This window comes from Saccharopolyspora shandongensis, assembly GCF_900106995.1.
GTDB classification, from domain to species: Bacteria; Actinomycetota; Actinomycetes; order Mycobacteriales; family Pseudonocardiaceae; genus Saccharopolyspora; species Saccharopolyspora shandongensis.
In genome coordinates, this window is sequence record NZ_FNOK01000024.1 from 110,547 (window position 1) to 131,483 (window position 20,937).

General features: G+C 70.7%; 13 protein-coding genes. 10 read left to right on the forward strand and 3 right to left on the reverse strand.

Annotated features, from left to right (window positions below; genetic code table 11):
* The first annotated feature begins 147 nt into the window (after positions 1-147).
* The gene (locus tag BLW84_RS47635; protein ID WP_177226663.1) at positions 148-420 is read left to right on the forward strand and encodes a hypothetical protein; all 273 of its coding nucleotides are present in this window, start codon (positions 148-150) and stop codon (positions 418-420) included.
* A gap of 195 nt (positions 421-615) precedes the next feature.
* Positions 616-2,895, forward strand: coding sequence for a hypothetical protein (locus tag BLW84_RS46470; RefSeq protein WP_177226664.1), 2,280 nt, complete (start codon positions 616-618; stop codon positions 2,893-2,895).
* Positions 2,896-3,132: 237 nt separating this feature from the next.
* Here the strand turns inward: BLW84_RS46470 and BLW84_RS24320 are convergent, their stop codons facing one another.
* Entirely contained in the window at positions 3,133-5,919 is a 2,787-nt protein-coding gene (locus BLW84_RS24320) for an AAA family ATPase (RefSeq protein ID WP_093269235.1), read from the reverse strand.
* Positions 5,920-6,173: 254 nt separating this feature from the next.
* On the opposite strand from BLW84_RS24320, the gene BLW84_RS24325 reads away from it, so the two are divergent.
* Together BLW84_RS24325 and BLW84_RS24330 are read left to right on the forward strand one after the other, a co-directional pair.
* A complete protein-coding gene (locus BLW84_RS24325) occupies positions 6,174-8,783 on the forward strand; it encodes a helix-turn-helix transcriptional regulator (protein WP_143061090.1) in 2,610 nt (869 codons plus the stop codon).
* Positions 8,784-8,821: 38 nt separating this feature from the next.
* On the forward strand, positions 8,822-11,263 hold the full coding sequence (locus BLW84_RS24330) for a right-handed parallel beta-helix repeat-containing protein (protein WP_093269241.1): 2,442 nt from the start codon (positions 8,822-8,824) through the stop codon (positions 11,261-11,263).
* Between the two features lie 290 nt (positions 11,264-11,553).
* Here the strand turns inward: BLW84_RS24330 and BLW84_RS24335 are convergent, their stop codons facing one another.
* Positions 11,554-12,618: an aldo/keto reductase gene (locus tag BLW84_RS24335; protein WP_093269244.1), complete on the reverse strand. Its 1,065-nt coding sequence runs from the start codon at positions 12,616-12,618 to the stop codon at positions 11,554-11,556.
* Between the two features lie 120 nt (positions 12,619-12,738).
* Between BLW84_RS24335 and BLW84_RS24340 the strand changes: the two genes are divergently transcribed.
* Entirely contained in the window at positions 12,739-13,569 is an 831-nt protein-coding gene (locus BLW84_RS24340) for a helix-turn-helix transcriptional regulator (protein ID WP_093269246.1), read from the forward strand.
* A 187-nt stretch (positions 13,570-13,756) separates the two neighbouring features.
* Here BLW84_RS24340 and BLW84_RS24345 read toward each other — a convergent pair whose 3' ends face one another.
* Positions 13,757-14,182 carry a nuclear transport factor 2 family protein gene (locus tag BLW84_RS24345; RefSeq protein ID WP_093269249.1) on the reverse strand — a complete coding sequence of 142 codons (426 nt, stop codon included), beginning with the start codon at positions 14,180-14,182 and terminating at the stop codon, positions 13,757-13,759.
* An 83-nt stretch (positions 14,183-14,265) separates the two neighbouring features.
* Between BLW84_RS24345 and BLW84_RS24350 the strand changes: the two genes are divergently transcribed.
* The 5 genes from BLW84_RS24350 to BLW84_RS24370 all read left to right on the forward strand — a co-directional run.
* Positions 14,266-14,835 (forward strand): PadR family transcriptional regulator, encoded by a 570-nt coding sequence (locus BLW84_RS24350; protein WP_093269251.1) that lies wholly within the window; start codon positions 14,266-14,268, stop codon positions 14,833-14,835.
* Positions 14,822-15,646 carry an SGNH/GDSL hydrolase family protein gene (locus BLW84_RS24355; protein WP_093269268.1) on the forward strand — a complete coding sequence of 275 codons (825 nt, stop codon included), beginning with the start codon at positions 14,822-14,824 and terminating at the stop codon, positions 15,644-15,646. Before BLW84_RS24350 ends, BLW84_RS24355 begins: the two co-directional genes overlap by 14 nt.
* Positions 15,647-15,921: 275 nt before the next feature.
* Positions 15,922-18,471 (forward strand): DEAD/DEAH box helicase, encoded by a 2,550-nt coding sequence (locus BLW84_RS24360; RefSeq protein ID WP_218157448.1) that lies wholly within the window; start codon positions 15,922-15,924, stop codon positions 18,469-18,471.
* Position 18,472: 1 nt separating this feature from the next.
* Complete coding sequence (locus tag BLW84_RS24365; protein WP_093269254.1) at positions 18,473-19,807, forward strand: SWIM zinc finger family protein; 1,335 nt, start codon at positions 18,473-18,475, stop codon at positions 19,805-19,807.
* A gap of 794 nt (positions 19,808-20,601) precedes the next feature.
* On the forward strand, positions 20,602-20,937 hold a 336-nt coding region (locus BLW84_RS24370), incomplete at its 3' end, for an amino acid permease (RefSeq protein ID WP_245761343.1).

The following is a 20,937-nucleotide window of genomic DNA, read 5'->3' on the forward strand; positions in this document are numbered from 1 at the left end:
CACACAACGTGACAAGAATGTACCGGCGCGCGGATTGTTGTTACAACAGGGATCCGATTCGTTACCGCACGTGTCCTGGAATGTGGAAGGTGAGCCATGTCGAATTCCGTCCGCAGGTGGCAAGAAGCGTTGGAGCGCAGGGTCGGGATGGGTGCGGCCGAGCGGCGCAAGTGGTCGGAGGCGCTGCTGGCGTTCTGCGCCGAGCATCGGGTCGAACCGGACGAATTGATCGAAAAATGGTTGAAATTTCCCGAACTCACGGTGCGCCGCAGGTTGACAGCGGAGGAAGCGAGGTCGGCCGCCAACGTCCCGGTGGAGAGTTTCCTGATCCACAACGGCGTGAACGTCTTCGGCGATCTCGTTTGCCTGCCCGGCAAACCGGAAGATCTGCGCGATCAGGGCGCCCGGTTCGTCGGCTGACGCTCGTCCGTCCAGTTCGGACCGGCAGCCGCTGGTGAGTATTACCCCTTGGCGCACCAGACCTCCCGTGCGCCGCACGCGACCCCGAGGGGTGACGGCGGACACTCGGCGTGGAGCGCGATGCCGCCGCCCGCAGCTACCTCGTCGGGACGGGGAACCGGCCGCGCCGCCACCGGTTTCGAGAGGGAGGTGACGATGCGCACCTGGAAGTCCTATCGGCCGACGAAATTCCGGAAGGGACAATTGCCCGATACCGGCCTCGTCGTGGGGCGGCGCGAGTCGATCTCGCGCATTCGGTGCCCCGAAGAGCCCGAAGAGGCCGTGCACGGGGGATACGACGCGTTGGTGATGTACCCGGGTGCGGTCGTCGTGACGGCCACCGAAGCGGCGCTGTCCGCGCCGGCCATCGCCCTCGCGGTGCGCCAGGCGGTCGAGGCCGCGATGGACGGCGAAAGCGCGGTCCGGCACGTGTGCCTCGCCCTGCCCGCGGCAGCCGCCCCGTCCGCGGCGGACGGGCAGATCTTCGCCCAGCAGCTGGCCGATGAGCTCGGCGTCGAGGTGGTGGCCACCACCACCGGCATCGCGACCGCGCTCCACGGCACGTTGTTCTCGGGAAGCGATCAACCCGGGTGTGGCTGGTACCGGTTCCAGCGAGGCCGGGCCGCGGAGTGGATCGGGCACCGCTACCCGGCGCCGGGGTGGGAGCAGCTGCTGCCGCGCACCGACGCCGCCAGCGGCGAGCTGAGCCTGGTGCCCATCCCGGCCGGCCTGGCGGTTCGCAGGTCCGACGCATCGATGCCGGGAGCGGTCGAGGAGGCGCGCCGTGTTCCCGTGCATCCCGGTCGGCCCCGGCTGGTCCTCGGGCATCCCGCGGATGGCGAGCTCAGCCCGCTGGCGGTCGCCGAGCTCCTGCGCAAGGCTTCGCCGCAGTTCCGCGAGCGCGTGCAGTTGGTGCCGACCGACCTGCAGACCTCCTCGGCGCGGTGGAACCAGCGCCTCGCCGACCAGCTCGGCCACCCGGTGGTCGCGAGCACCGGCATGATCAGCGGCGACGGTGCCGAGGTCGCCATCACCACGGTGCGCGACGTGAGCGGCGAGCCGACCTGGGAACCGCCCGCGCTCGCCCTGCGGTATTCGCCGGGCGGCCCGGCCGAGGTCGTGGAGGTTGCGCCGCCGCCACGCGGCTGGTTGGTCTTCGACGCGTCGCAGTACCGCCAGGCCCCACCGCCAGGTGGGGGCGTGGCGGCCTCCGGAGGCTGGTTGGCGCGTGTGGTGCCGAGCGGCCTGGCGCTGCTGCCCATCGGGCACGATCCCGGAGAGGTCGGCTCGATGCCGTTCGAGCCGAACCGCCTGACCGTGGCGGTGGTCTGCACCGAGGAATGCGAGGTGTCGCCGCTGCCGGCGCTTCGGGCACTGCTCGACGCGCTGCCGCTGAGCAGCCGGCAACGCCTGCGGCTGGTCGCCGTCGATTCGGTGCCGCCGGAGCCGGCGGAGGAGATCCGCGAGCTGGCCGATGCGTACGGTGCCCAGTTCGACCGCGGCACGTCCGCGGGCACCTCGATCGGGTCGCGGACCGAGGCCCCGGGCGAGCAGAGAACTGTTGTGATGGCGCCGGTTTCGCCTCCCGCGGCCGCCGAGCCGAAGACGCGGATCCTCCCGGTCCCGAGCGGGCCCGCGCTTCGCGGCCCGGATGCCGTTCTCGTTCCGGCGCAGAAGGACGCCGTCACCCTGGCAGGAGATCCCGGTTGTTCGGCCGCGGAGCGAAGTGAATTCGCTCGCTGGTCGGGCGTCTGCCCCGACGCGGCCGCGTCCGTCGACACGACGACGGATGCCGACAGCCGCATCGACCACGCCGCGGTTCGGCTCTACCTGGGCAGCGGCGAATGGTCGGGCACCGCGCTCAACAGCGCGCTGCGCGGTTCGGACCCGGACGTCCCGCGCCACTACGTCGCATGCCTCACCGCAGGACTGAGGCGGTTGCCGAGCCATTGCGGGGTGGTCTTCCTGCGCGTGACCGACCGCATCGGACTTGACTCCGCCTATTCGGCGGGCGATGTGCTCACCGAGCCGGGGTTCCTGAGCGCGATGGGAGCTCGACCGGGCAACGCGGGGGAGGCGGGCGGCGCGGAGGTGGTGATCTGGTCGCGAACCGCGCGCCGAACGACTGCGGTGAATCCACCGGACCTGCCCGAGGAGGTCGTGTTCCCGGCCGGGAGCAGGTTCAAGGTGTTGGGCGTCGACCTGGCCACCGGCGGGAACGCGCTCGTGGTCTTCCTGGCCGAACTGCCGACCGGGTCCGAACTGCCGGCCGGGCCCGAATCGGACCGGGTGTTGCTCGACGAGCTGCGCGCGGCGCTCCGGCGTGGACGCGGCGAGTCCCCGGTGGAGCCGACCGAGGCGCAGGCCGAGCGGTGCGACGTCCCGGTCGGTCTGGTGTTGCGGCGTCGATCGGAGGTGGCACAAGCGCGCCGCTGAAGAGGCTGTTTCCGCACTGTTCTGCGTGGCGGCGCGGGTGGCGGCCCAAGCGGGAGTTGCGGCCGCCGCCCGGCTGCGGGATCCCCGATTCGCGTCTGACCAATACGCGGCATCGGGGACCCCCGAAAAAGCGGGCACAGCCTGAGAACCCGCGGCGGTGTGGGCTGCGCAGGTTCGCACCCGACAGCGCTACTCCCAAGACAGCCTCTGAAGCGATCGCCGGAACGCCTGGCTCGGTCAGGTCTGGAAGTCACCGGTGAGCATCGCGGCGGCCAACTCGACGCGGGAGCGGTAGCCGGATCTCGTGAACATGCGCGAAAGTCGTGCGGCCACGCTCTTCTCGCTGGTTCCGAACACCGCGGCCAGCTGCCGATTGCTCAGCCCTTCGGTCACCAGCACGGCGAGCAGCTGCTCGTTCTCCCGCAACGTCTCGCTGCGACCGGGCACGCTCACGTCGTAGTCCTGCATGCACCGCCGCAGGCGCGCCCGCCACAGCAGTGCCCCCAACGGCCCGAGCAAGCAGTAGGCCTCCAAGAGGAGTTCCCGCGGCCGCAGGCCGGTTTGCGCGATCCGGCTGAAAGCGATCGCGGTCTCGAACGGCGACGAACGCTCTCGCGCCAGCGAGATGGCCGCTTCGGCGCTGCTCGGGTCGCCGAGCACGGAGGCACGGGCGACGAGGAGTTCGAGCCGTGCCGCGTCGGTGCCGATCCGGCCCGCGACGCGGCCGAGCCGCCGGAGGCTGTGTTCGGCCTGCTCGTGATCGCCCTGCCTGGCCTGGTGGCGTGCCAGGTCGGCCAGCAGGGTTTCGGTGCCGATCACCAAGCCGGTCGCTTCGGCGCGGCGGAGCCCGGATAGCAGCAGGTCGTGGGCGGCGTCGTCAGCACCGAGAAGACGCAGCACGGTGGCTTCCGCGTGGTCCAGCACGTGCTCCAGCCGGCCGCACCGGGCCTCCGCGACGAGGTTGCGCGCCCGGCCCAGCCAGCCCTGGGCTGTCAGCACCTGGATCGCGCCGTGATGCATGAACAGCCTGCCGACCGGGTCCGCGCCGGGTTCGCCGCTGATGCTGCTCCGGGCGATGCGCATCGCCCGGTCCCAGTTGCCGGCCCGCCACTGCACCTGGAACCGGTCGACGGCGTGCAGCCGGTATCCGGCGGAATCGGTCGGCTCGTGGGCTTCTCGGCGGGGGTCTCCCTGCGCCAGGGCTAGCAGCAACGAGTGGTGCGGAGGCACTTCGCCACCGCGTTGTTCGACAGGCGCGGTAACGGGTTGTGCGCCGCACAGGACAGCGGCGGTGAAGTCGAAACGACGTCCCCACCACGCGGCCTGCGAGTCCAACTCGCTCCACCTAGCGCGGTACCGCCGGAGTTCGGGACCCGCTTCCGCCCATCGGTTCAGCAGGCACAGGGCGATCGCGCGAATCAACTCGCGGTGCAGTCGGTCCGGCGGAAGCCAGTGCGCGTTGAGGTCGGTGACCCGGCGCAGTTCGGCGTCCTCGCCGCACGCGGCCAAAGCGAGAACGCGGTGGAGCGCGAGCCGGCGCCATTGCCGCGGTTGGAGCAGCGGCGATCCAGTCCCGAACACCGTGCCAGTCTCGAACACCGTGCGCGCGCTGCGCTCCGCGTCGGTCATCCGCCCGTGGCGGACACAAGCCGCGGAATGCTCGGCCAGCACGGCCGCTCGCTGTCGTCGCGTCGGCGCGAGTTCGGCAGCGGCGGCCAGCCACCGCATGACGCGGGGGTCGTCGGAGGAAACATCGGCGGCGCAGCGCACGAGCTCGTCGACCGACCGCTCGGCGTCCACGAAAGTGCCCGCGTCCGCGAGGAAATCGGCGAGCACGCCATCGTCCGGCTGCGGGATGTCGCCGGACCACAGGGCTTTGACCGCAACCGATGCGAACAGGCGGCGTTCGAAGGGGCCGACGGCCGCCAGCACGGATTCGCGCACTGCGGGGAACGAGAAACGCCACAGCGGTCGTCCGGCACCTCCGGCCCGCGTCCGTCGGAGCGTTCGGTCGGCCTCCAGGCCCGCGAGGACTTCCAGCACGCGTTGCTCGCTCGCCCCGAGCGCGCGACCGGTGAGTTCGACGGCGTCCGCACCGAGACATTCGTAGACCGCCATGCACTTGGTGACCCGCCACCGGAACCCATCGGCGGTTCGCAAGCCCGGCACCACATCGACGTCGGCCGGCGGCACGCGGCTTCCCCGGCGCAGCACGGCGTGCCGGTCCACGAACCCGATCGCACCGGCTCGCCGGCACGCGGCAGCACCGGCCAGGAGCAGGGCCGGGTTGCCGCGGCTGCCGTCGTGCAGCGCCGTGGCCAGCGAAGTGTCCGGGACGGCACCGACCACCTCGGCGAGCACGGCGGCACTTTGCCGTGCGGTGAAAGGACGGATCGACCGGCTCCGGGCCAGTCCGCGGCGGAGCAGACCGTCGAAGGCCTTGGAACGCGCATCGCGTGCGGGGCTGCGGCGCATCGCAGCGATGATCGTGCACGCCGAACCGGCCAAGTGCTCGGCGGAGGCGGCCAGCAGCTCCACCGATCCGTCATCCGCCCAGTGGGCGTCGTCGACGAGGATCACCAGCGGAGCGAGCCGGCGCAGCACCATCGATGTCGCCACCGCGAGCTGGTGTTGGGCCGGCTGTTTCCCGACGCCGTTCTTGGCCAGCGCCGCCACCACGGACGCGGCCACGGCGCTGTGGTCACCTCGCGCTGCGGAGGTGGCTGCGGTCAGCACGCGGTGCGCGGCGCAGTAGTCCGTGGCCTGATCAGCCTCGGCCAGCCGCAAGCGCACCAGCATGGCCGAACCCACCCGAGCGCTCACCGCGTCGAGCAGTGCCGAGCTACCGGCCCCCGCCGTTCCCAGCAAGGTCATGACCGGAACCGAATCGTCCGCGACCACGTCCAGCACGTCCCGCACCAGTTCGTCCCTGCCGACGAGGGGCGCAGGTCCGCCGGTCGCTTCCGAACGGCCCACCATCGCGTGGTCCTGGTGGGTCGCGGCAGTCGGGTACCCGACCAACACGATGGGTGACTCCTTCTCCGTAGACGGCACGCTCGCGCCTCCAGGGCCGGCGACCCGCCGGGCCGCCCGCCGCAGTCGCGAGAATTCTCCCTAGCCGAAGCATGGTCCATCCGCAGGCGCCGCCAACACCTTCTCTCGGGGGGTATCAAGGCGGGAGGCGTTGCCACGCGTGCGGGTGCCCTGCTTCCGTTCCCCCGGAGACGTCCGGACGGCAGTTGGCGGGCGGCGATTTCTCGAGCGGGAGGAAGGGGAAGATGATCCGGGAGGGTGGAGCGCTCGTAGGCAGGGACGGAGAGCGGGCAGCGCTGGTGGAGAACGTCCGCCGGCGCGTCGTCGTGGAGGTCCGCGGCGACGCGGGGGGCGGCAGGACAGCGCTGCTGGACGCGGCCTGCGCGGACTGGGCGCGGGACGGCATTCCCGTCGTCAAGACGACGGCCGGCCGCCAACGACCGTTGGGGACCGTGGATGCGCTGCTCGATGCCGTCCGGGAGCAGTTCGACCTGGCCGCGTGCCCGCGCCTGCTCGAAAGCATCGCCGCCGCGACCGACCTGCGTTCCGGGTTCCGGACGGGCGGCAACGTGCTGGCGCTCGCCCACGAGGTCGGGCGCGCACTGGCCCAGGCGGTCGGCGGGCCGCGCGGCGGTGTCGTCGTCATCGATGACGTGGACAGCGCCGACTCGGTTTCCGGAACCGCGTTGGTGACGATCGCCGAGATGGTGTGCGCCGCGGGAGCGGCGGTGGTCTTCGCCTCCCGCCGTGGGCGCCCCACTCCGCTGGACGTGCTGGTTTCCGAAACCATCGAGCTCGCACCGCTGCCGGACGCGGACGTCCGCACCGTGCTCGCCCGGCGGACGCCGCGATTCCCGCTCGACATCGGGGTGATCGAGGCGCTGCGCGCGGCGCTGGGACCGCTGTTCCGCAATCCCGGCACCGTCTTGCCGACCCTGTTCTCGCTGTTGGCCGAGCGACGACTGGTCGTGGTCGACGAGCACTGGTGCTTGGCCGAGCGGGACGCGGAGATAGCCGTACCCGCTGATCACCGGTCGGTGCGACCGTTGCGGCAAGACGCGTCGGGGGCCGCGTTGGCGGCGATGCTCTCGGCGCGGAGCCCCTTGGCCCTGGCACACCTCTCGGACTTGGTCGAGGTGGCGGGGGCCGACCTCGGGGAAACCGGCCTGCTGCTCGATGAGCTCATCGCCGACGGGGTCCTCGACTTGTCCGGGTCCGGGGATTCGGTGTCGTTCGCGGTCCCGGCACTGGCCGCCGCGGCGCGGGCGATGGCGGACGAGGAGCTCGTCGGCGAATGCCGGGCAGCGCTGGCACGCCGGCTGCGTGCCGTCGAAGGTGAGAGCGGCTCGCCGGCCGAATCCGGGGAGACCCGGACGAATCGCGCGGTGGTGGCCGTCCCGCGATCGCTGCGCGATCACGTGCGGGCGCGGATTGCGGTGGCGAGGTTCGATCAGCTCCAAGCAGAAGTGCGCCGGCTCCTCCCGGAAACCCTTGCCGCAGCGCCGGATCGAACGCATCCGGATCGTCCGGTGCTGGACGAGGTCCTGACGGCCTGGATCGGAGTGATGCTGCACGAATGGCGCACCGACGTGCTACCGGAGTCCGTTGCCGACCTGCGGGCCGCCGGAGTGCCCCTGCCCGAGGGCTTCGCGGAATCCCTCCTGGACTCGGTTTCCAGGGCGGACTGGCGCGCCGCGGCGGGGCTGCTCCAGGCGATGTCGGAATCCCGCACCACGGCGGCGGAACTCCTCGCGTCGATGGGCGCGCTCACCGGTGATCATCGGTCGTTCCGCCGGGCTGTCGGGAGTTGGCCCGGGCTGCGGCGGATGGCTGCCGATGACCTGCGCGAGGCCGCCGCGCACGGTGATTTCGCCACGGTCCTGGGCGGCGCGCTCGGTGTGCGGTACGAGTTGGCCGAGCACAACGACGTCGCCGACTACCAGCGGATGCTGCGGGCTTACCAGGCGGGCGACCGCGAGCGCGCGTTGTCGCTCGCGCGCAGGATGGAGGCGCGCGACCAGGACCGCCGCGGCTCCCCGGTGCGGTGCCTCGCGCGAGTGCTGGCCGGCGAGATCTGCGCCGACGGCGGCGATTTCGGCCGCGCGGCGCGATGGTTGCAGGGCTCTTCGCACCAGATGCTCGGTGGCCACCTGGTGAGCTGGGCGCGCTGCGGCCTGCGCTACCGCTCCGGCAGGACCGCCGCGGCGATCGGCCTCGGATGGCGGGAGTACCGCCAGCACCGCAGTTGGGGACGCACGTCCGGGCTGGAGAAGCTGCTCGGCCGGCTGATCGACTGCTCGACCCGCGAAGGCGATCAGGCCATGGCCGAAACCCTGCTGGCGGAGCTGGAAGAACTCGACGACGTGGTCCGGTCCGGTTCGACGCGCACCGCGGTGCTGCTCGCGCACGGCCTCGTCCGGCACGACCGGGCCAAGACCGTCGAATGCGTGCACCTGGCGCGGGAACGCGGGGACGCGCATTCGGTGGCCCGGGCCTGCCTGCTGCTGAGCGATCTCAGCGAGGACCCGCAGCCCTGGATGGCGGAGCTGTACGCGTTGACCAAGCGGCACGGCTCGTCGCGCAGCCGCGCGAACCTCGTCGGGGCGATGCGGCGGCGCGGGGTGTGGCTGCCCAGGCAACGCAGCCGGGACGATTCCTTCGCGCGAATCGAGGCCAGGGTGGCGCAGCTGGTCAGCGACGGCTGCACCAATCGGCAGATCGCCGCCGTCCTGGAGATCAGCGAGAAGACCGTCGAAAGCCACCTGACGAGGATCTTCGCCCGCACCGGCTGCCGAACCCGGGTCGAACTGGCCGCCGCCTGGTTGGAGGGCCGAGTGACGGAGACGACGGCGTGACGACCCGCGCCGCCGCGGGCAGGAGAAGAGGACCGCAGATGATCTCGGTTTCCCAGGTGGTGCCGGGTGGCTTCCGCACCGTTCGGCAAGCCGTCCACGCGGCACCCGAGGGTGCGACGATCAGCGTGGCACCCGGTCGCTACCGCGAGAACCTGGTCCTGACCAGGGATGTCACGATCGTGGCCGAAGACGGCCCGGGAACGGTGCTGATCAGCTCTGATACCGGTGTCGTGGTGGAGGTGGCGGCCGCGGTCGCGCTCAGCGGCATCGAACTGGAGGGCACCGACGCGGAGCAGGCGCCGGTCGTCGTGGGCGCGGGACGCCTGGTCATGGTGGAATGCGCCGTCCGCGGTGATTCTTGGGCGGCCGCTTTCGCGCACGGCACCGGAGGCCTGGTGCTCCGCGACTCGCTGCTCAGCAACCCGTCCGGGGCGGGCGTGGTGGTCACCTCGCAAGCCGGGAGTTCGGTGCACAACTCGACCTTCGAGGACCTCGGCACCTCGGCCGTCGTGGTGGCCGAGCGCGGACTGCTGGACGTGCGCGGCAGCACCGTCCGGAAGAGCGGCGGGAACGGCTTCTACCTGAGCGGGCACGCGGAGTTCACGGCCGTGGATTCCGGGATAGCCGACTGCGGCGACAAACCCGCGGTGGCCGTGGAGGACCACGCGACGGCTGTCCTCCGGCGGATATCGGTCCGCGATGCGGCGGGCCTCGGTTTCTTCCTGAAGACGACCGGCCTGGTCGACCTCACCGAGTGCGCGGTCGAGAGTTCTGCCGCCGAGGCGTTCCTCGCGGAAGGGACCGGTCGTCTCTCGTTGCGGGACTGCGATGTGCGTCGTAGCGCGCGGTATGGCATGCGGTTCGCCGGCACGTCGACCGCGGTGCTGCAGGACTGCCGAGTGTCCGATGTGGAGGGTACCGGCGTCGCGGTGGAACAACGATCCACTGTGGAGTTCCACGGGCTCGAAGTGCGGGCTTGCCGGGACGACGGCGTCCAGCTCACCTCCAAGGAGGAGGCCGTGCTGCACGGCCTGGCGATTCGCGACTGCGCGCACAACGGCATCGTGGTCCGCGGCGCCAACGCCCGCTTCGAAGCGCTGGAGGTCGAACGCGCCCAACGGGCGGCCGTGGAGGTCGTCGCGGACGGACATGCCCTGCTTCGGGGATGCGTCGTGCGGGCTGTGGGCGGGCCGGGGATCGCCGTCTCCGGCGGGACGCTCACCGCGGAGGACGGCGACCTGCACGGCTGCGGTGGCGACGGGGTGGTCCTCGCCGACGGCGCTTCGGGGGTGCTGACCCGGTGCCGGATCCGAGCAGGCGGCGGCCACGGCGTCCACATCGCCGCCGCGGCGAAGGCGCGGATGTCCGACTGCGAACTCCACGGCAACGATGGTGACGGCATCCGCGTCGCCACGGATCGTGACGTCGTCGTGCGGGATTGCTCGTTGCGCGAGAACGGTGGATCGGGCCTGCGCCAGCAGGTGGTGTCGACGTCGATCGCCGTCGAGAACGTCAGCAGCAGCGGCAACGGTGTCGCGGACGCCTTCGGCACCGCGCAAGCCGTGCCCGCCGCGGCCGTTCCGGCGGAACCCGCGGCACCACGCAGCGGAAGAGCTGCGGAAAACAGTCCGGCAGAGGAACTCCAGGCCCTGGTCGGCCTCGAGAACGTCAAGCGCGAGGTGGCCACCCTGGTCAACCTCAACCGGATGGCCAAGCTGCGGGTGGAGGCGGGGCTTTCCGCCCCGCCGATGAGCAGGCACCTGGTCTTCGCGGGCGCACCTGGCACCGGCAAGACCACCGTGGCCCGGCTCTACGGTGCGATCCTGGCGGGGCTCGGCGTCCTCGAGTCCGGCCACCTGGTGGAGGTCGCGCGGGCCGATCTCGTGGCGCAGATCGTCGGTGGCACGGCGATCAAGACGACGGAGGCGTTCCGCGAGGCGATCGGGGGCGTGCTGTTCATCGACGAGGCGTACACGTTGAGCGCGCAGTCCGGTGGCACCGGCCCGGACTTCGGCCGCGAGGCGATCGACACGCTGGTCAAGCTCATGGAGGACCACCGCGACGAGGCGGTGGTCATCGTCGCCGGCTACTCCCGGGAGATGGCGGACTTCCTGGCCACCAACCCGGGCTTGGAGTCCCGGTTCAGCCGGACCATCGAGTTCCCCAACTACTCCGCGGCGGAGCTGGTCACCATCGTCCGGCAGCAGTGCTCGAGACACGACTACCGGCTCGACGAACGAGCCGCGGAACTGCTCCTGCGCTACTTCGACGAAATGCCCAAGGACGCCACCTTCGGAAACGGGAGGACGGCGCGCAAGACCTTCGAACTGATCGTCGACCACCAAGCATCCCGCCTGGCGGCCTCCCCGGCGGTCGCCACGTCCGACCTGACCCAACTCCTCCCGGAGGACATGCCGTTCGCCCAGCCGATCCCATCCCACAGCACGGCGGCAGCCGAAGTCGCGGACGTCGACAGGTAGCGCGTGATGGCTCTCGGCACGGCAGGCGGCGCGGGTGTGATGAGGCGCGCACGTCGGGGATTCTCGCCGCAGCGGCGGGAGTTCCGGTCTCGCGCCGCCGGGAAAGTGGCCGCCGGCATGAACAGCCACGGCACTGACGGCCGTTGACGCGGGCCTGGGCCGCGTGGCCGCCACACTCGCCGTCGACTACCGGGTGACGTTCGCGGCACTGCACCCACATCCACGGCAGAGGTGTGCCGATGAACGCGCCGAGGACGGCGGTAGTACCGTCCTCGGCGCTCGATCCGGTATCAGCGGCGGGTTTCGACCTTCAGGTCGCCGCGGGTCAACGCGCGGGTCGTGTCGCGGGCGAGCATGTCGTGCGGGAAGCCGAGTCCGATCGCGCTGGCCTCGTCGAGGCGGGCCAGTTGGGCGGCGGTGAAGTCGACCTCCAGAGCGCCCAGATTGTCCTCCAGCTGCGCGGGGGTGCGCGCGCCGATGATCGGTGCCGTCACACCCGGGTTCTGCAGGGTCCAGGCAAGCCCGACCTGGGCGGGCGTGCGGCCCAGCTCCGTGGCGACCTCCTTTACCACGTCCACGATGGCGAGGTTGCGTTCGGTGAGCGCACCGTTGGCGATGGTGACGCTCTTGCGGGTGCCGTCGTCGAATGCGGCGTTCGTCGCTGCCAGGTCGTCGCGGCTGTACTTGCCGGTGAGCACGCCGCCGGCCAGCGGTGACCACGGGATCACTCCCAACCCCATCTCGCGTGCCATGGGGATCAGGTCGCGTTCCCCGGTGCGCTCGATCAGGTTGTACTCGATCTGCAGCGCGACCAGCGGTGACCAGCCGCGCAGGCCGGCGATCGCCTGCATGCGCGACACCTGCCAGGCCGGGGCGTTGGAGATCGCCACGTACAGGACCTTGCCCTGCCGGACCAGATCGTCCATGCCGCGCAGGATCTCCTCGACCGGCGTCGTGAAATCCCACAAGTGCAGGTAGAACAGATCGAGGTAGTCCGTGTTCAGCTGTCGCAGGCTGGCTTCCACCGACGCGAACAGGGTCTTGCGGTGATTGCCCCCGGAGTTCGGATCGCCGGGCCGGCGCAGCGTCGAGTACTTCGTTGCGAGCACCAGGCTTTCGCGGTTGTCGCGGGTGAATTCGCCCAGCAGGCGCTCGGAACTGCCATTGGTGTAGGTGCTGGCGGTGTCGATGAAGTTGCCGCCGCGCTCGACGTAGCGGTCGAACAGCTTGCGTGCCTCGTCCTGCTCGGCGCCCCAGCCCCACTCGGTGCCGAAGGTCGCCGCGCCCAGCGCCAGCGGTGAGACCCGCAGCCCGGAGCGGCCCAGCAGCCGGTAGGTGTCGAGGGTGAGCGACATCGTGTCCTCCTGTGCTCGCGATCCGTTGTCGAGAACGAGTCTGCGAACGCCGCGAGCCGGGGATAAGGGAAAGAAGTTCCTGGGAACGCCAGTCCTACCCTGGCTGTAGGATCGAACCCGATGACCCGCACCGTGGACAGGACACAGGAGCTGGCCGCGTTCCTGCGGACCCGGCGCGAACGTCTGGACCCGCACGATTTCGGCCTGCCGTCGCGTCGGCAGGCCCGGCGGACCCCGGGATTGCGCCGCGAAGAGGTCGCCGAACTGGCCGGGGTCAGCATCGACTACATCGTGCGGCTGGAACAGGGCCGAGGGTTGCGGCCCTCGGCGGACGTGGTGGAGGCGCTGTCCGGGGCGCTGCGCCTGGCCCCCGACGAACGCGCCTACCTCTTCGACCTGGCCCGGCAGCGCCCCCGCAATGCCGACAAGCCCGCCACCACTGCGGCGCCGCCGCTGGCTCGGCTGGTCGCCGACCTGTCGCCGCTGCCTGCCATGCTGATGAACCACCGCTACGACATCCTGGCCTGGAACGGCGAAATGGCCAGGCTGCTACTGGATTTCGACACCTTGCCGCCAGCGCAGCGCAATTCGATGTGGCTGTGCCTGATGCATCCGCAGATGCGTGAGTTCTACGTCGACCGCGAACGCGTAGTGCGGGAGGGGATCGCCCACCTGCGCGCTGCGTGGGCCGCGCATCCGGATGATCGGGCGTTGACCGACCTCATCGCCGAATTCACCACTCGTGACGAGGAATTCGCGCGATTGTGGGCCGAGCGAGACGTCAAGGTCAACGGCCGCGGGCGCAAGGTGATCCGGCATCCCGACGTCGGTGTGATCGCCGTGCATTTCGAAGTGCTGATGCCACTTCAAGATCCGGACCAGCGGTTGTTGATCTACCGCGCCGCGGACGAGGAGAGCCAGTCGGCATTGGACCGGTTGTGCGCACGGTGATGTCGAACCGTCCTTTCGCGCACTGAGCCGAACCGCCGTTCCGGCGTGTCGCCGGAATCCATCGGTGCGATCCGGGCCGAAAGCATGCCGGGGTGACAGACCGGCCGCGGCGGGCAGCGAACATTGCGGGCCTGGTTCAGAACGTGCTGCGCGGCCGAGGTTTCCAGACCGGCCGTTTCGGCTGGCATCAGCTTTGGCCGGGGAGCAGGCCTTCTGCGACGAGGGCTGCGTGTACCGCTGCTCCTAGGGTGGTTACCGCGCTCAGGGGGCGGACCATGACCGTGAACTCTTCGATCAGGCCCTCTTCGTCCAGTTGGATCAGGTCGATTCCGTGGATCTGCTTGCCGTTCACCACCGAGCGGAAGATCAGCACGTGGGAGTCCGCCGCTTCGCCCGCCGCGGTTTCCGCCGTGCCGTGCAGCTCGCCGACGTAGCGGAACTCCTCGAAGACGCGCCGCAGGAGGACGCCGAAGACGCCTAGGACCATGGTTCGCCCTTCGAACGGGGTGAACTTGATCGGGCTGAAGAACCTCGGCTCGGGCGCGAACAGCGCCTCCAGCGCGTCGACGTCGCGCTCTTCCACCGCGGTGCGGAAGCGGTCGATGGTATTCACGCGGGCTCCTTGGTCAAGGATATGATTAGTCTTAAAATTGACTATAGTGGCGCTGGACGGCCTCGGCTAGGGAGTGATGTGCGATGGCCTTGCGGCATGCGGTGCTGGCGGCGTTGCTGGACGGCGAGTTCAGCGGTTACCAGCTGGCGAAGGCGTTCGACGTCGGGATGGCCAACTTCTGGCACGCGCTGCCGCAGCAGCTCTACGCCGAGTTGGCGAAGTTGGAGCAGGACGGGCTGGTCTCCGGCCGCGAGGTCGTGCAGGAGGCCCGGCCGAACAAGAGGCTGTTCGCGGTCACGGACGCGGGTCTGGCCGAGCTTCGGCGGTTCGCCGCCGCTCCGTCCAAGCCGTCGTTCATCCGCGACGATCTCCTGGTCAAGGTCGCGGCGGCCGATTCGGTCGACGCGGCCGTGATGATCGGCCAGCTCGAAGAGCGTGCGGCGATCGCCGAGGCGAAGATCGAGCTCTTCGACAAGCTCCTGCGCAAGATGCGGGGTGATCTCGACGAAGCGGAATTCCTCGCGAGCGCTGCGAAGATCGGCCCCTACCTGACGTGCTTGCGGGGGCGGCGGTTCGAGAGCGAGAACCGCGACTGGTGCAACGAGACCGCCGCGGTGCTGCGGGCCAGGGCGGGTGCCGATGTCCAGGGATGACCGCACTCCTCGTTATTCCCGGTTCGTGGCGCTCGGCGACAGCCAGACAGAAGGGCTCAACGACGGCGATGACGCGCGGGGTTACCGCGGCTGGGCGGACCGCCTGGCCGAACACCTCGCCGTCGTGAACCCGAACCTCCTGTACGCGAACTTGGCCGTGCGTGGGCGACTCGCCCACGAGGTGCGCGCGGAGCAGTTGTCCCCGGCGCTCGCACAGTCCCCGGACCTGGTCACCGTCATGGCCGGGGTGAACGACCTGATCCGCCCCGGCTTCGATGCCGCGGCCGTGAGCGGCCACATCGGACACATGCTCGGCTCCCTCGCGGACACCGGGGCTACTGTCGTCACCTTCACCTATCCCGACCCCGGGCGGCGCTTGCCGGCCGGGCGGCTGCTCACCGCGCGGACCCGGGACTTCAACGACCGGATCCGGGCGGCCGCGCAACGCCACGGGGCGGTGGTCGCGGACCTCTCGGCCCACGATGTGACATCCGATCCTCGGCTGTGGAGCGGCGATCGGCTGCACCTCAACGCCCTCGGCCACACGCGGCTGGCGGCCGCCGTCGCCCACGCCCTGGAATTGCCGGGCAGTGACGCCGCGTGGAGTGAAGCCCTTCCGGCGCAACAGGAATTGCCGGCGTGGCGCGTAGCCGAGGCGGAGCTTCGGTGGGTGGCGGGCTTCGTCGGGCCGTGGCTCGTTCGCCGCATGCTCGGCCGTTCCTCGGGCGATGGCCGCGAGGCGAAGCGCCCGACGCTCGGCCCGGTCCGTCTCCCGGCGTCCGCCGATGAGCCGGTGAACATCGAACCCTGACCGTACGGCATACGGTACTCTGTACCGAGAGGCTGGTGCGGGAGGAGGCGCGGGTGCGGCTGGGGCAGTGCGCGGTGGTGTTCGATCCGGGGGATCCGCCGCGGGCGGGCGCGTTCGTCGTCCACGATCCGGGCGGTGGTCCGCTCCCGGCCGACCTGACCTTGGGGGAACCCGCCGAGCCGGTTGTCACCCTGGTCGAGGACGACGCGGTCGTCGCTCGTCGAGTGCCTGCCCGCCGGATAGCGGTGGCCCAGGGCCTGCCGTTGCTCGTGGCGATGCGCGACGAGCGCGAGGCGCATCCATCGGCGGCCTTCCACTCCGCCGCGGCCGTGCTGGCATTGCACCTGGTCGCCCGTGGCCGCGTCCTGCCCGGCGTCTCGCCCGACGGGGTCGATGCCTGGCGGATCGGGCCGTTCGACGTCGCCGACGTCGAACGGCTCCGCGCGCTGGCCGTCGCGATGCCGGCGAGCGCGCGGGCGATCCCGTTGGATCCGGCTGCCGAACCGCTCGTGCTGCCAGAGCCGGAGCGGCTGTTGCGCGGGTTCCTCGACGCGGTCGCCGACACGATGCCGCGCACGCTCGGCGCGGTGTGGCTCACGGGCGATCCGCGCTACGCCACTGACGATCACACGGCGGCCGACGCGGACCTCCGCGAGTGGGCGCAGCAGGTCGCCGTGGGCGTGGATGCCGGGCTCCGGGTCGCATTGCGCCTCGAAGTCCGCGGCGAGTTCGGCACGAGCCCGTTCACCGCGGTGGTCCGGCTTCGGAACCTCGCCGATCCCACTCAGGTCGTGGACGCCCAGGCGCTGTGGGCGGGGGAGGGCAACGGGTTCGGCGAGCGCGCGACGTTCGAGGCCATGCTCGCGTTGCGCCGCGCCGCCCGGATCTGGTCGCCGCTGGAGAGCCTGCTCGCCGAGGCCGAGCCGGTCGAGCTGGAACTCGTCGACGAGGACGTCGAAGACCTGCTCGGCGGGGCCGAGGCGCGGTTGGCCGGGGCCGGGATCGACATCGAGTGGCCACCGGAGCTGTCCCGGGAGCTCAACGCACGGGTTGTCGTATCGGCGCCTGGCAAGCGGCCTCGGGACGTCGCCGCCTTCCTGCGCGAATCCTCGCCGCTGCCGCTGAGCTGGCAGCTCACGCTCGCCGGTGAGCCGCTCACGGACGTCGAGATGGACGTCGTGGCCAAAAGCGGGCCAGTGGTGCGGATGCGCGAGCAATGGCTGCTGGTGGAGCCGGAGCTGGCGCGCAAGGCGCGCGAACGGGCCCTGCCGCCGGTGCGGGCGTACGAAGGCCTCGGCATCGCGTTGATCGGCAGCGCGGAGCTCGAAAGCGTCCGCGTCGAAGCGGTCGCGTCCGGTTGGCTGGGCGCGCTGGTGGAGCAGGTGGCGGATCCCGACGGCGGCCCCGAACCGCTCGGCCAACCCGCGGCGCTGCACGCCACGCTGCGCGACTACCAGCAGCGGGGTCTGCGGTGGCTGCACCGGATGACCGCGCTGGGGTTCGGCGGTTGCCTCGCCGACGACATGGGCCTGGGCAAGACGATCATGCTGATCGCGCTGCACCTGCGCCGGGCGGCGGGCGCGACACTCGTCGTCTGCCCCGCGTCGTTGCTGGGCAACTGGGAGCGGGAGATCGAGAAGTTCGCCCCGGGCACGCCGGTGCGCCGGTTCCACGGGGCCTCGCGGTCGCTGGCCGGGCTCGACGGCGGCTTCGTGCTCACCACGTACGGCACCATGCGCGTCGACGCGGCGGCCCTCGCCGAGCACCGGTGGGGGATGGTGGTCGCGGACGAGGCGCAGCACGTCAAGAACCGGTTGAGCGGTACCGCCAAGGCGTTGCGCGAGATCCCCGCGTCCGCGCGGGTCGCGATGACCGGTACTCCGGTGGAGAACAACCTCGCCGAGCTGTGGGCGATCCTCGACTGGACCACGCCCGGTCTGCTCGGCCGGATCGGGGATTTCCGGGCCGGGTGGGCGCGTTCGGTCGAGGACGAGCGGGACAACCCGACCGCGCAACGACTTTCCCGGTTAGTGCGGCCGTTCCTGTTGCGGCGCCGCAAGTCCGACCCGGGAATCGCCCCCGAGCTGCCGCCTAAGACCGAGACCGACCACCTCGTCGAGCTCACGCCGGAACAGGTCGCCCTCTACGAGAGCGTGGTGCGGGGGGTGATGTCCGAGATCCGGGACAGCAGGACCAAGATCGCCCGCCGCGGTCTGGTGCTCAAGTTGCTGGTCGGCCTCAAGCAGGTGTGCAACCACCCGGCGCACTACCTGAAGGAGAGCGCCAGTCCCTCGGCCGCTCGCTCGGAGAAGCTGCAGCTGCTGGACGAACTGGTCGACACCATCGTCGCCGAGGGCGGCGCGGTGCTCGTGTTCACCCAGTACGTGCAGATGGCCAGGCTGCTGGAAAAACACCTGGCGGACCGCGGCGTGCCCACCCAGCTGCTGCACGGCGGCACCCCGGTGGCCCGCCGCGACGAAATGGTGCGCCGGTTCCAGGCGGGTGAAGTGCCGGTCTTCCTGCTGTCGCTCAAGGCGGCCGGCACCGGTCTCAACCTCACCCGTGCCGACCACGTCGTGCACTACGACCGCTGGTGGAACCCCGCGGTCGAGGAGCAGGCGACGGACCGCGCGTACCGGATCGGCCAGACCAAGCCGGTCCAGGTGCACCGCCTGATCGCCGGGGGAACGCTGGAGGAACGCATCGCCGTCCTGCTGGAGAGCAAGAAGGAGCTGGCCGACGCCGTCCTGGGCGGCGGCGAAGCCGCGCTCAGCGAGCTTTCCGACGCGGAGCTGCGGCGGCTGGTCGAGTTGAGGAGCGCCTGACGTGCCCGGTTACGACGACTACGACGAGTTCCTGATCGCCTTCGACGACGAGGACGAGGAGGACGCGGCCGACGAGGTCGATCCGCACCGGCGTGCGATCACCTTCCCCGCGTTCCCGCCGGGCAAGCGGTACGGCAAGAAGTTCGCCGACACCTGGTGGGGCAACGCCTGGATCGAGGCGATGGAGGACACCGCGCTCGACCCGGAGCAGCTCAAGAAGGGCCGCAAGTACGCGTTCGCCGGTCAGGTAGGCGCGATCACCGTCAGCCCCGGCCGGATCTCGGCCCCGGTGCACGACGGCGACCACTACCGCCCGCACACCACGGTGATCGGGTTCCGCGAGCTGTCCGACGCCGGCTGGGACCGGTTCCTGGACAAGGTCGCAGGCAACGCCGGGCACATCGCCGCGCTCCTCGACCGCGACATGCCGCGCGAACTGGTCCGAGCGGCCGACGGCGCGGACGTGCGCTTGCTGCCGAGCTACGGCGATCTCGACCCCGATTGCGGTTGCCCAGGCTGGGACAGCCCGTGCCGGCACGCGGCGGCCTTGGCCTACCAGGTCTCCTGGCTGCTCGACCGGGATCCGTTCGTGCTGCTGCTGGTCCGCGGCCGGGGCGAGGACGAGCTGACCGAGGAGTTGCACCGGCGCAACGCCCGTCGTGCCGTGGACGCGAGCGCTGCTGCCTCCGCGGCGGGAACGCCTGCGGCGGAGGCGTGGTCGGCTCAGCCGTCGGCCTTGCCCGACCCGCCGGGGCCGGTGTCGGCGGCTCCGCTGGACCTGGCTTCTTTGCTGGCGGACGTCGACGTCGAAGAACCGCCGGTCGCCGCGGCCGCGATCGCGGTGCTCGCCGCGGATGCGGCGGACCGGGCGCGTTCGCTGCTGGCTGGGGTGCCCGTGGGTGAGCCGGATCAGTGGGCCGACGCGGTGCGGCTCGCCGCCCGGGCCGATCGGGACGACCTGACCGAACGAGCGGGCCGTGCCGCCGCCCGGCCGGTGGACTTCGCCCGCGCCGTGCACGCCTGGAAGCTGGCCGGGAAGACTGGTCTGACCGCGCTGGAAGACGCGTGGACGCCGCCCCGCGACGCATCGGCCCGCGCCCAGGCGGAGATCGACGAAGCATGGCGGGACGTCGGCCTCGGCGAATTGCCGGAGGTTCGGGTGTGGCGCAACAGGTGGACGCTCGGGGATCGCGGGGTGCAGCTGCGCCTCGGTCAGGATGGTCTTTGGTATCCCTTCCGCGCCGACGGGAAGGCGTGGACCCTCACCGGTCCGCCGGTGCAGGACGTCGCCGAAGCGCTTGCGGAACTGCTGGCCGGCGCCAGGGGTGAGGTCTGACCAGGCGCGTCGGCGAGCTCCGCTGCGTGCGGCCCTATTCCTGATAGGCCACAGTGGACAGTTGACGTGCGGCGGGCCGGAAATCGCGCGATCGCAGCGGTTCTCGGCCGAATGGTCTGCACCAAATCCGCGTCGGTGGCAGGGCGTCGACGGTCAGGGGTGTGTCCGGCGGGATTTCGGTGCCGGTCGATGTCCCTATTCATGGGTCTTGCGTGCAGTCTTTGATCCGCTCGATGTCCGGGGCAGCGGCGGAGTTCTGTCTGTTTCTCCACGTTTCGGTGCTCTACCGTTTCTGAAACGTTGTCTCCAAGTCGGCCGCAGCGGCCGGGTTCGGGCCCGAAAGCCTTTCGATCGCAGGAAAGTCCGCGATTCGGCCGAGCGCCAAGAAGACGCAGGTCCGGGTGCGTGCGGAGGCTCGTCGTCGAGCCTTCGCGGCACGTCATCCGTGCGGACGGGCTCGCCAGAAACGGCCTGATGCAAAAGGTTCCGAACTCTACCACCGCGTCAGACGTCGGTCGCGAGTGCTCCGCAGGTTGCCCTTTTGGGAAGCGAAGGTTTCGTGGACTCGACTTGGGTCTTTACGGCTGGTGGAATGCGCCGAACAGCTGGCTCGTGGGCTCTGCCGGGAATCGCTCGTTGCGCGGGCACCCCGCTGCGTTCCGGCGGAGTTCTCAAATCGGAGACGAGGATCAGTGACGCAAATCCTGCAAGGCGACGACGAGCGCAGTGCTCAGGCGCCTGTCGACGCCGGTGATGAGGGGTACAGCAAGGCCCTCAAAGCCAGGCACATCAACATGATCGCGATTGGCGGTGCGATCGGTACCGGCCTGTTCATGGGCGCGGGAGGGCGGCTGGCGACGGCCGGGCCCGCGCTGGCGATCGCCTACGCCGTGTGCGGCGTGTTCGCGTTCTTCGTGGTGCGGGCGCTGGGCGAGCTGATCCTGTATCGGCCTTCCTCGGGTGCGTTCGTGTCCTACGCGCGCGAGTTCATGGGGGAGAAGGGCGCTTACGTCGCCGGCTGGATGTATTTCGTGAACTGGGCGACCACCGGTATCGCCGACATCACCGCGATCGCCCTGTATGCGCACTACTGGTCGCTGTTCGCCCCTGTGCCGCAGTGGGTGCTGGCG